Here is an 11,406-nt window from a genome sequence, read left to right as displayed (position 1 = left end):
CTAGCCCAGCCGGGCGGTCTGTATGACCGCCCGGCTGGGCGCCGGCTCTTTCCTGCCTTCCCGTGACAGCGCATACTCGTGCGCCGGGCCTGCGCGCCCGGAAATCTTTGCCTATGCTGCTGTCTACCAACAAGGAATCAACGTGACGAGGGACACCGCCATGTTCTACGTGCAACGCGACGCCACCGGCCAGTTGCTGCGGGTAGAAGCCGCTTCATACGAAGGGTTCAGCGAGATACTCCCCGCCGACAATGCCGAAATCCAGGAATGGTTCGGCGATGACGAAGTGGAAAACAGCCTCAAGCAGCTCAAGCAAAGCGACCTGGACATGATCCGCGTGCTCGAGGACTTGATCGATGTGCTGACCGCCAAGGGCGTCTTCAGCATCACCGACCTGCCTGCCGGGGCACAGGCCAAGTTGCTCAATCGTTCCAAGGCGCGCAAGGCGCTCGGCAGCTTGAACAACCTGATCGATGAAGAAGAGCAGGGCGGGTTGATCTGATACTGGATCAGCCCCCGTTCCTCAGTGATATGGTTATTCAATAAAGGTATTTAAAATATCCTTCTTATGACTTTATAGTCGCTCCCACTGCGTACCCGTCGACCAATCGACGCGCCGCACGACTTGAACCCACACGGGAAATCCCCGTGCGTTTCTGATCGTTGCGCGTACTTTGACGTCGCGCACTGCGTGGGAGTGAACCATGTCCGCCGCCTCGAACGCCTTGTCGTCCATCGACAGCGCCCAGCCGCAACACTTTGAAATCCGCCCGTTCTCCGGTGCCGTCGGGGCCGAGATCATTGGCCTTGACCTTGGCAAGCCCGTCAACGCCGAGGATTTCACCCGCATTCATCGCGCCCACCTCGATCACCATGTACTGGTGTTCCGCGACCAGCGCATCACCCCTGAACAGCAAATCAGCTTCAGCCGCCGCTTCGGCGAGCTGCAGATCCATGTGCTCAAACAGTTTCTGCTGGCCGGGCACCCCGAGATCCTGATCGTTTCCAACATCGTCGAAGACGGCCACAACATTGGCCTGGGTGATGCTGGCAAGTTCTGGCATTCGGACCTGTCGTACAAGACGCTCCCCAGCCTCGGTTCGATGCTGCATGCCCAGGAACTGCCGAGCGAGGGCGGCGATACCCTGTTCGCCGACATGCACAAGGCCTGGGACGCCGTACCCGAAGCCCTGCGCAGCGTGATCGAGGGCCGCGCGGCCGCTCATTCCTACACGGCCCGTTATTCCGAAACCAAGTTCGAGGGCAACTGGCGCCCGACCCTGAGCGCCGAGCAGTTGGCCCAGGTGCAGGAAGTCATCCACCCGGTGGTGCGTACCCACCCGGAAAACGGCCGCAAGGCGCTGTTCGTCAGTGAAGGCTTCACCACCCGCATCGTCGGCCTGCCAGCGGATGAAAGCCACGACGTGCTGCAACAGCTGTATGCCCTGAGCGTGCTCGAACAAAACATCTACCGCCATCAGTGGCAGCCCCACGACCTGGTGTTCTGGGACAACCGCTCGCTGATCCACCTCGCCACCGGCTGCTCCGCGCACCTGCGGCGCAAGCTGTACCGCACCACCATCCAGGGCGATGCCCCGTTCTGACGACTGAGGAAACACATCATGCGCAAATCCATCAGCCGCCTGGCGGCAAGCATCGGCCTGGGCGCGAGCTTGGTCGTCGGCAGCCTGGCGGCACCTGCCGTGGCCCAGGCCGAAGGCGAGATCCGCATCGCCGAACAGTTCGGCATCGTCTACCTGCTGCTGAACGTGGTGCGTGACCAGCACCTGATCGAGAAGCACGGCAAGGAGCAGGGCATCGACATCAAAGTCGATTGGGCCCAGCTTTCTGGCGGTGCAGCCATCAACGATGCGCTGCTGTCTGGCTCGGTGGACATCGCCGGCGCCGGCGTTGGCCCACTGCTGACCGTCTGGGACCGTACCAAGGGCCGGCAGAACGTCAAGGCCGTCGCCTCGCTGGGCAACTTCCCGTATTACCTGGTCAGCAGCAACCCCAACGTGAAGACCATCGCCGACATCTCCGAGAAAGACCGCATCGCCGTGCCGGCGGTAGGCGTCTCCGTGCAGTCGCGCTTCCTTCAATACGCCGCAGCCCAGCAGTGGGGCGACAAGGACTACAACCGCCTCGACAAGTACACCCTGGCCGTACCGCACCCCGATGCCACGGCCGCGTTGATCGCCGGTGGCACCGAGCTTAACGGGCACTTCTCCAACCCGCCGTTCCAGGACCAGGCGTTGGCCAACAAGGACGTGCACGTCGTGCTCAACAGCTACGACCTGCTCGGCCCCAACTCGCCGACCCTGCTGTTCGCCACCGAAAAATTCCGCAACGACAACCCCAAGACCTACAAGGCCTTCGTCGACGCCCTGGCCGAGGCTGCGGACTTTGCGCAGAAGGACAAGGCTGCTGCTGCCGATACCTACATCCGCGTGACCAAGGCCAAGATCGACCGCGACGCGCTGATCAAGCTGATCGACAACCCGCAGTACGAGTTCACCGTCACGCCGAAGAACACCTACAAGCTGGCAGACTTCCTTTATCGGGTCGGCGCCATCAAGCACAAGCCTGAGTCGTGGAAGGATTACTTCTTCCAGGATGAACGCCCGCTGCAGGGGAGCTGATCGATCATGACCGCCCCATTGCCAGGCCACGCGGCCAGCAACCTGAGCCGTGTCGCCACGCCACCCTTGCTCAAGGTGGATAAACTCAGCCTCGAATACCGCACCGCGCAGCGCGTGGTGCGGGCCACTCACCAGGTCAGCTTCGAAGTTGACCGTGCCGACCGTTTCGTCTTGCTGGGGCCTTCGGGCTGCGGCAAGTCCACCTTGCTCAAGGCCGTGGCCGGGTTCATCAACCCCCAGGAAGGGCAGATCCTGCTGCAGGGCCAGCCCGTCAAAGGCCCAGGGCCGGACCGTATCGTGGTGTTTCAGGAGTTCGACCAGCTACCGCCCTGGAAGACGGTAAAGCAGAACGTCATGTTCCCGCTGCTGGTCTCTGGCCAGCTCAAGCGCGCCGAGGCCGAGGAACGGGCCCTGCATTACCTGGACAAGGTCGGCCTGGCGGCGTTTGCCGATGCCTATCCCCATACCCTGTCTGGCGGCATGAAGGCGCGCGTGGCGATTGCCCGGGCCTTGGCCACCCAGCCGAAGATTCTGCTGATGGACGAACCGTTCGCCGCGCTCGACGCGCTGACCCGGCGCAAGATGCAGGAAGAGCTGCTGCTGCTGTGGGAAGAGGTGCGTTTCACCTTGCTGTTCGTCACCCACTCCATCGAAGAGGCGCTGGTGGTCGGCAACCGCATCTTGCTGCTGTCGCCGCACCCGGGGCGGGTACGGGCCGAGGTGCACAGCCATCAGTACGATCTTGGCAGCCTGGGCGCAGCGGATTTCCAGGCCAGTGCCCGCCGCATTCATCGGCTGCTGTTCGATGAGGCACAAACGCCCGAGCAAGCCGACGAACTCGGCTTCAACGATATCCGTATCGCCCACTGACAGGAGCTTCAGCCATGACCACTACCCCTGTACGTCAGGAATACGAGGTGCAGCTGGAGCCGCTGCTCAGTGTGCCTCTGGAACGCCAACTGCCATTGGCCCAGCGTTTGTGGCAGCACGGCTGGCTGCGCAAGGCGGTCATCCTGGTGGTGATCGCCGCGCTTTGGGAGGCCGCAGCCCGCTATCAAGGCAACGACCTGCTGCTGCCGAGCTTTCTGCAAACGTCCGCTGCGTTATGGGATGGCCTGATCAGCGGTGAACTGCCGGCCAAGGTCGGCGTGTCGCTGGTGATCTTGCTCAAGGGCTACGTGCTGGGCATCGTGCTGGCCTTTGGGTTGACCAGCCTGGCGGTGTCGACCCAGCTCGGTCGTGACCTGCTGGGCACCTTGACCTCGATGTTCAACCCCCTGCCAGCGATCGCCTTGCTGCCGCTGGCGCTGCTGTGGTTTGGCCTGGGCGACAACAGCCTGATCTTCGTACTGGTGCACTCGGTGCTGTGGGCGCTGGCGCTGAACACTTACGCGGGCTTTCTCGGGGTGTCCGAAACCCTGCGCATGGCCGGCCGCAACTATGGCCTGAGGGGCCTGCGCCTGGTGTTGCATATCCTGGTACCGGCGGCCTTGCCGTCGATTCTGTCGGGGTTGAAGATCGGCTGGGCGTTTGCCTGGCGTACCCTGATTGCCGCCGAGCTGGTGTTTGGCGCCAGCAGTGGCAAGGGTGGCCTGGGTTGGTACATCTTCCAGAACCGCAACGAGCTGTACACCGACAAGGTGTTCGCCGGGCTGGCCGTGGTGATCCTGATCGGTTTGCTGGTCGAAGGGTTGGTGTTCAATACCCTGGAGCGGCTGACGGTGCGGCGTTGGGGCATGCAGCGCTAGCAGGCAAGCCTGCACCGGCTGCTGTGGGGGCGGGGTTATCGGGGTGCCGAACCGGCACGCAGAGGCCGGTACAGGTTATGGGTTCTGGTACTGGGCAGCCGCATTGCTCAGCATCTTGCCAATCTCTTCGCGCAGCCCTTCCGGTTGCTCCACCACTACCCCATCCCCCTGGCTCAGCAGCCACCAGCGCAACGGCCAGCCATCGCTCACCGTGGCACGCACCCGATGCCCATGCTCCTGCGCCGTCAGCTGCATGTCGGTGCTTAGCGGCGTCTCGCGCAGCTGCCGCGCCAATGTGTCACTGATCCGCGCCACCAGCTCCACCCCTTCGCCCTGGGCCGGCTGCAGCGCGTCACCGCGCAGGTAGGTCAATAGGTCGAAATTGCCGCGCAGCTCGCCCACGGCAGTCGACGACCAGTGCCAGCCGAACGGTATGCTCTTGTCATTGCGCTCCAGCGGAAAAATCAGCGACAACTCGTTGAGGTCGCGCTCAACCGTGCGTTTGCTGACATTGAAGCCCACATCACGCAGGCGCCAGACCAGCTCGGCGCTGGTGATGCCTGGGGAGCGGCTGGGCAGCTGGCGCAGCAGCGCCCACTGACGGCTGAGGGTGGCGCGAGTGGTGGCGAACGGCAAAAGATAACGTCCTTGTCTAGGCTTGCCGCAATAGGATGGCGGCACGAGCGGGGCATGGCAATTGGCCACAGCCTGCTCAGATCAAGGAAGTCGCATTTGGTTGCCTCGTGCCGAATCGTTCGCGACAGGTTTTGTCGTGACGTCACGCAGAATCACGCCTCATCACAGCTGAGGTTGGGGTTGTGTGTCGTTCAATGAGGATGAACATGTCTGCTGCCAGCAATATCCATTCGCTGCTCGCCCGTCTTCTGCCAGAGCGGGTCATCGCCCCACCAGCCCCTGCGGCGAGGCGTCATCGGTTGTTTGCCGGGGTCGGGTTGCCCAGCCAGCGGTCGCTGTTGGTCAGCCGCCTGGATGAGGCCAGCGATTTGCAGGTGGTGTATGCCGACCTGCGCCGCCAGGCGTTGCAAGGCAGCGTAGCGGCGCTCAATGACCTCGGCTGGATCTGGCTCAATGGCAAGTACTGGCGTGCCGACACGGTGCTTGCCGGCCACCTGCTGCGCATGGCGGCCTTGCAGGGCAACGCCGCGGCCTGGTTCAACCTGGGCCAGCAGCACTATTTCGGCAAAGGCATCGAGGCGTCGTACGTGCAGGCGGCCGAGTGTTATCGGCAGGCGTTCGACCGCGGCATGTTGCATGCTGCCGCTGCGCTCGGTGACTTGTATGAAGAGGAAGTGTGCGATGGCGACCTTGACTGGCAGGTCGACCTGGTAGAAGCGTACCAGTGGTTTCAGCGCGGCGCCCAGCGGGGCGAAGCGCGATGCCGGTTTGAAGTCGGTTATCGGCTGATGCATGGCCTGTACGTCGAAGCCGATATCAAAGGCGCGTTGTATTGGCTGGAACTGGCGGCTGCGGCGGGGGTGATGCAGGCGGCCGAGGAGCTGGCGGTGCATTTCAGCAGCCGCGACGGCACGCGGTACCTGGAATGGCGCGACCGGGCAGTGCAGATGGGCAGCACGCTGGCGCTGACGATGAAGCTGGAAGACCAGGTGCAGCCCTGACCGTTGCCTCATATTCGCGGCAAAGCGCAGCCCCTTGTGGGGGCGGCCTTGCGCCGCGAAAGGGCATTACATGAACAACAATTCATCCACGCTATCCGTCGCCCGCTGTTGACGACAGGGGGAGGGCCAGGCGTATATTGATAGTTAGCAAACTATGAATATCCTTGGTTCCTTTCATGACCCTTGATCTCCTGCGCCTGCAAGTCAGCAGCGGCATGGTGGTTGCCGCACGCCATTGGCGGCGCATCTGCCATGCGGCCCTCACCAGTTACGGCATCTCCGAGGCCTGCGCCGCGCCGTTGCTGATGATCGTGCGCCTGGGCGACGGCGTGCATCAGGTGGCGGTGGCCCAGGCCGCCGGCCTCGAAAGCCCGTCGTTGGTGCGCTTGCTCGACCAACTGTGCAAAGCCGGGCTGGTGTGTCGCAGCGAGGACCCTCTGGACCGCCGCGCCAAGGCCCTGAGCCTGACCGCCGAAGGCCGCGCCCTGGCCGAGTCCATCGAAGCCGAGCTGGTGCGCCTGCGCCGTGATGTGCTGCAGGGCATCGACCAGGCCGACCTGGAGGCCACCTTGCGCGTACTGCGCGCCTTCGAAGCCGTCGGCCTCGGCACACCAGGCGGGGCAGCATGAACGGATTCTTCAGCTCGGTGCCCCCGGCCCGCGATTGGTTCTACGGCGTGCGCACCTTCGGTGCGTCGATGATCGCCCTGTACATTGCCCTGCTCATGCAACTGCCACGCCCTTACTGGGCGATGGCGACCGTCTATATCGTCTCCAGCCCGTTCGTCGGCCCCACCAGCTCCAAGGCCCTGTACCGCGCCCTGGGCACCTTGCTCGGTGCCGGCGGGGCGGTATTGCTGGTGCCACCGCTGGTGCAGTCGCCGCTGTTGCTGAGCGTGGCCATCGCCTTGTGGACCGGCACCTTGCTGTTCCTCTCGCTGAACCTGCGCACGGCCAACAACTACGTGCTGATGCTGGCCGGCTACACCCTGCCGATGATTGCCCTGGCTGTGGTCGACAACCCTACGGCGGTGTTTGATGTGGCCTCGTCGCGGGCCCAGGAAATCTGCCTGGGCATCGTCTGCGCGGCGGTGGTCGGCGCGATCTTCTGGCCGCGGCGCCTAGCCCCGGTGGTGGTCGGCTCGACCGGCAACTGGTTCGCCGAGGCGATCCGCTACAGCGATACCTACCTGGCCCGCGACGTTGCCGCCGACAAGGTCGGCAGCATGCGCGCCTCGATGGTGGCCACGTTCAATACCCTGGAAATGATGATCGGCCAGCTCGGCCACGAAGGTGCCGGCCCCCACACCCTGAAAAACGCCAGTGAACTGCGTGGGCGCATGATCCACCTGCTGCCAGTGATCGACGCCCTGGACGACGCCCTGGTCGCCCTCGAAGGCCGTGCGCCGGCCCAGTTCGCCCAGCTGCAACCGCTGCTGGCCGAGGCCCGTGAATGGCTCAAAGGCACCGCTGACGATGCCTCCCTGGCCCCCTGGACCGCATTGCACGAGCAGATCACCCGCCTGCAACCCAGCGCCACGGCCCTGGACCAGCGCGCCGGCCTGCTGCTGTCCAACGCCCTGTATCGCCTGACCGAATGGGTCGACCTCTGGCAAGACTGCTGCACCCTCCAGCACGCCTTGCGCAAGGACGACGCCACGCCCTGGCGCGCCGCCTACCGTCACTGGCGCCTGGGCCGGCTGACGCCGTTCTTTGACCGTGGCCTGATGCTCTACTCGGTGTTTTCCACGGTTACCGCGATCATCGTCGCCAGTGGCCTGTGGATTCTGCTCGGCTGGAACGACGGTGGCAGCGCGGTCATCCTCGCTGCCGTAGCCTGCAGCTTCTTTGCCGCAATGGACGACCCGGCGCCGCAGATCTACCGGTTCTTCTTCTGGACGCTGATGTCGGTGATCTTCTCCAGCGTCTACCTGTTCCTGGTGCTGCCCAACCTGCACGACTTCCCGATGCTGGTGCTGGCCTTTGCCGTGCCGTTCATCTGCGTCGGTACGCTGACCGTGCAGCCGCGTTTCTACCTCGGCACCTTGCTGACCATCGTCAACACCGCCACCTTCATCAGCATCCAGGGCGTCTATGATGCGGACTTCCTGACCTTCATCAACGCCAACCTGGCAGGCCCGGTGGGGCTGCTGTTCGCCTTCATCTGGACCTTGCTGCTGCGCCCGTTCGGCGTGGAGCTGGCGGCCAAGCGCATGACCCGCTTCGCCTGGCGCGATATCGTCGAAATGACCCAGCCCGCGACATTGGCCGAACACCGCCAGGTGGGCGTACAGATGCTCGACCGCCTGATGCAGCACCTGCCACGCTTGTCGCAAACCGGCCAAGACAGCGGTGTGGCGCTGCGTGACCTGCGCGTAGGCCTGAACCTGCTTGACCTGCTGGCCTACCTGCCACGCGCCAACCCGCAGGCCCGCGAGCGCCTGGCTTTGGTCATCGAAGAAGTCGGCGCCCACTACGCCGCCTGCCTGCGCGCCAATCAGCGCCTGCACGCCCCGGCCGCGCTGTTGCGCAACATGGAGCGTGCGCGACAAGGGCTGGCGTTGGACGATCACAACGACCGCGGCGATGCCCGTGTACACCTGCTGCACGCCTTGAGTGGCCTGCGCCTGGCCTTGCTGCCCGGTGTCGAAGTGATGCTCGAACCTACCGAACAACCGCAACTGCCCCCCGGCATCGATGGAGCCCCACTGTGATCGGTGATCTGGATATCAGCGGGGTGTTTCTGCCCACGCTGTTGGTGATGATGTTGTTCACCTACCTGTTGTTCCTGGGCGTGCACGCTGTACTGGTGCGCCTGCACTTTTACCGCCTGGTCTGGCACCGGGCCTTGTTCAACGTTGCCCTCTACGCCGTGATGCTGGGCGCGGTCGACCACTTTTGCCGAAACCTGATGCTGCCATGAAAAAACCTTTGCTGACCCTGGGCCGTGTGGTCCTGACCTTGCTGGTCGTGAGTTTCGCCGCCGTGCTCGTCTGGCAGATGGTGGTGTACTACCTGTTTGCCCCCTGGACCCGCGACGGCCACATCCGCGCCGACGTGATCCAGATCGCCCCGGATGTGTCCGGGCTGATCCAGAAGGTCGAGGTGCGTGACAACCAGGTGGTCAAGCGCGGCGACGTGCTGTTCACCATCGACCAGGACCGCTTCAGCCTGGCCCTGCGCCAGGCCCAGGCAACCCTGGCCGAGCGCGAGGAAACCCTGGCCCAGGCCGCCCGTGAAACGCGCCGTAACCGCAAACTGGGCAACCTGGTGGCGGCCGAGCAACTGGAAGAGAGCCAGTCTCGCGAGGCCCGCGCCCGCTCGGCGGTCAACGAGGCGCAGGTGGCGGTCGATACTGCCCAGCTCAACCTCGACCGCTCGGTGGTCCGCAGCCCGGTCGATGGCTACCTCAACGACCGCGCCCCGCGTAACCATGAGTTCGTCAGCGCTGGCCGCCCGGTGCTGTCGGTGGTCGACAGCGCCTCGTACCACGTCGATGGCTACTTCGAAGAAACCAAGCTCGGTGGCATCCACATTGGTGACGCCGTGGACATCCGCGTGATGGGCGACAACACCCGCCTGCGCGGCCACGTGCAAAGCTTCGCCGCCGGTATCGAAGACCGCGACCGCAGCAGCGGCGCCAACCTGTTGCCCAACGTCAACCCGGCCTTCAGCTGGGTGCGCCTGGCCCAGCGGATTCCGGTGCGTATCGCTTTCGATGAAGTGCCGGAAGACTTCCGCATGATCGCCGGGCGCACCGCCACGGTATCGATCATCGAGGACAAGCGCCCATGAAACGCCTGATGCTGGTGGGCATGGCCTTGTCCCTCGGTGCCTGTGCCCTGGTTGGCCCGGACTATGAAGTGCCGAAAGACGCGGCCGTGCAGCGCAGCGACCTCAACGGCCCGCTGCGTCAGGATGCCGACAGTGTGGTGTCGGCGCCGGTGCCCGAAGACTGGTGGCAGCTGTACCAGGATCAGCGCCTCAACGCACTGGTACGCCAGGCATTGAGCGCCAATACCGAGCTGCGCGTGGCCGCTGCCAACATTGCCAAGGCCCGTGCGCAGGTTGAAGTGGCCGAATCGCAGGGCGGCTTCAGCGGTGGCATCAAGGCCGGCGCGCAGCGCTTGCAGGAGTCCGGCGAGGCCTTCCTGCTGCCTGAAAAGGTGCCCGTGGCCAATATCGGTGAGGCCATCATCAGCGCCTCCTACCAGTTCGACCTGTGGGGCACGTTCAAGCGCGGCACCGAAGCGGCCAAGGCCAACGCCGACGCGGTGCAAGCCGCCGCAGACACCGCGCGCATCACCCTGGTGGCCGATGTGGTCAAGGCCTACACCCAAGTGTGCTCGGCCAACGAGGAATACCACATTGCCCGCGAGTCGCTGGACTTGCAGGAGCAAGGCGTGAAGCTGAACCAGCGCCTGCGCGATGCCGGCCGTGGCGATGAAACCCAGGTCACCCGCTCGCAGACCCAGTTCAAATCGTTGCGCGCCGAGTTGCCGCGCTTCAAGGCCGAGCGCGAGACCGGCCTGTATACCTTGGCTGCACTGCTGGCAAAACCCGTGGAGCAGCTGCCGGCCGGCACCGCCGACTGCGCCGAGCTGCCGCACCTGGCGCAGTTGGTCCCGGTGGGCGACGGCGCCGCGTTGCTCAAACGCCGCCCCGATGTGCGCCAGGCCGAACGCCAACTGGCGGCGGCTACCGCCAACATCGGCGTGGCCACCGGCGCGCTGTACCCGGATATCAGCATCGGCGCCCAGGTCGGCACCATTGGTATTCTCGAGAACCTTGGGGAGCCGGCCACCAACCGCTGGGGCTTTGGCCCGCAGATCAATTGGAGCATCCCGACCAATGGTACCCGTGCCCGCATCCGCATGGCCGAAGCCTCGACCCAGGCGGCGCTGGCGCATTTTGATGGGGTGGTGCTGAACGCCATTCGCGAGACCCAGACCCGATTGGCGCAGTACAGCGCCTTGCTGGACCGGCGTGATGCCTTGGCCGAGGCGGAGCAGTCGGCCAAGGAAGCGGCGGACCAGACGCACCGGTATTACCAGGCCGGGCGTGAGTCGTTCCTGGCGGATTTGCAGGCGACGCGGACGTATACCGATATGCGCGCGCAGTTGGCGGCGGCGAATAGCCAGGTGGCGATGGGGCAGATTGGGGTGTTCCTGGCGTTGGGTGGGGGGTGGAAGGGGGGTGGTGGCAAGCCTTGAGGGTTGTGGGGTTGTGGGAAGGTGTTTGACGACAGAGTCGCGACGCTTATGCGATCGAGCGCCGCCCGCGCGGCGCATCGCGAGCAAGCTCGCTCCTACATCTGTTTCGGCCAGTCACATCTGTGCCATCGCACGCGACCGCCTTGTTTTTTCGACTCGAGATTGAG

Annotated in this window: 12 protein-coding genes; 11 read left to right on the top strand and 1 reads right to left on the bottom strand. The window is 64.4% G+C overall.

Annotated elements, in window-relative coordinates:
* The first annotated feature begins 160 nt into the window (after positions 1-160).
* From DJ563_RS20290 to DJ563_RS20270, 5 genes are all read left to right on the top strand, one after another.
* On the top strand, positions 161-502 hold the full coding sequence (locus DJ563_RS20290; protein WP_033703347.1) for a hypothetical protein: 342 nt from the start codon (positions 161-163) through the stop codon (positions 500-502).
* 202 nt (positions 503-704) lie between these two features.
* Positions 705-1,604, top strand: a complete 900-nt coding sequence (locus DJ563_RS20285) for a TauD/TfdA dioxygenase family protein (RefSeq protein WP_434518248.1) — start codon at positions 705-707, stop codon at positions 1,602-1,604.
* 18 nt (positions 1,605-1,622) lie between these two features.
* The gene (locus DJ563_RS20280) at positions 1,623-2,642 is read left to right on the top strand and encodes an ABC transporter substrate-binding protein (RefSeq protein WP_274097940.1); all 1,020 of its coding nucleotides are present in this window, start codon (positions 1,623-1,625) and stop codon (positions 2,640-2,642) included.
* A 6-nt stretch (positions 2,643-2,648) separates the two neighbouring features.
* On the top strand, positions 2,649-3,512 hold the full coding sequence (locus DJ563_RS20275; RefSeq protein WP_274097939.1) for an ABC transporter ATP-binding protein: 864 nt from the start codon (positions 2,649-2,651) through the stop codon (positions 3,510-3,512).
* 14 nt (positions 3,513-3,526) lie between these two features.
* A complete protein-coding gene (locus DJ563_RS20270; protein ID WP_434518247.1) occupies positions 3,527-4,390 on the top strand; it encodes an ABC transporter permease in 864 nt (287 codons plus the stop codon).
* Between the two features lie 75 nt (positions 4,391-4,465).
* Here the strand turns inward: DJ563_RS20270 and DJ563_RS20265 are convergent, their stop codons facing one another.
* The gene (locus DJ563_RS20265; protein WP_033703321.1) at positions 4,466-5,026 is read right to left on the bottom strand and encodes a WYL domain-containing protein; all 561 of its coding nucleotides are present in this window, start codon (positions 5,024-5,026) and stop codon (positions 4,466-4,468) included.
* A 206-nt stretch (positions 5,027-5,232) separates the two neighbouring features.
* Between DJ563_RS20265 and DJ563_RS20260 the strand changes: the two genes are divergently transcribed.
* The 6 genes from DJ563_RS20260 (at position 5,233) to DJ563_RS20235 (ending at position 11,239) form a co-directional block, all read left to right on the top strand.
* Positions 5,233-6,027, top strand: coding sequence for a tetratricopeptide repeat protein (locus DJ563_RS20260; protein ID WP_274097937.1), 795 nt, complete (start codon positions 5,233-5,235; stop codon positions 6,025-6,027).
* A 176-nt stretch (positions 6,028-6,203) separates the two neighbouring features.
* Positions 6,204-6,656 (top strand): MarR family winged helix-turn-helix transcriptional regulator, encoded by a 453-nt coding sequence (locus tag DJ563_RS20255; protein WP_033703319.1) that lies wholly within the window; start codon positions 6,204-6,206, stop codon positions 6,654-6,656.
* Positions 6,653-8,740, top strand: coding sequence for an FUSC family protein (locus DJ563_RS20250; RefSeq protein ID WP_274097936.1), 2,088 nt, complete (start codon positions 6,653-6,655; stop codon positions 8,738-8,740). The genes DJ563_RS20255 and DJ563_RS20250 overlap by 4 nt, the downstream gene beginning before the upstream one ends.
* Complete coding sequence (locus tag DJ563_RS20245; RefSeq protein WP_033703316.1) at positions 8,737-8,949, top strand: DUF1656 domain-containing protein; 213 nt, start codon at positions 8,737-8,739, stop codon at positions 8,947-8,949. The genes DJ563_RS20250 and DJ563_RS20245 overlap by 4 nt, the downstream gene beginning before the upstream one ends.
* Positions 8,946-9,821 (top strand): efflux RND transporter periplasmic adaptor subunit, encoded by an 876-nt coding sequence (locus tag DJ563_RS20240; RefSeq protein WP_274097935.1) that lies wholly within the window; start codon positions 8,946-8,948, stop codon positions 9,819-9,821. The genes DJ563_RS20245 and DJ563_RS20240 overlap by 4 nt, the downstream gene beginning before the upstream one ends.
* Positions 9,818-11,239, top strand: a complete 1,422-nt coding sequence (locus DJ563_RS20235; RefSeq protein ID WP_033703314.1) for an efflux transporter outer membrane subunit — start codon at positions 9,818-9,820, stop codon at positions 11,237-11,239. The genes DJ563_RS20240 and DJ563_RS20235 overlap by 4 nt, the downstream gene beginning before the upstream one ends.
* The last annotated feature ends 167 nt before the right edge of the window (positions 11,240-11,406 follow it).

This window comes from Pseudomonas sp. NFX1 (assembly GCF_051123555.1).
Classification (GTDB): Bacteria; Pseudomonadota; Gammaproteobacteria; order Pseudomonadales; family Pseudomonadaceae; genus Aquipseudomonas; species Aquipseudomonas capeferrum.
The sequence above is the reverse complement of the archived record's forward strand: the minus strand, read 5'-3'. Positions and strand labels throughout refer to the sequence as shown.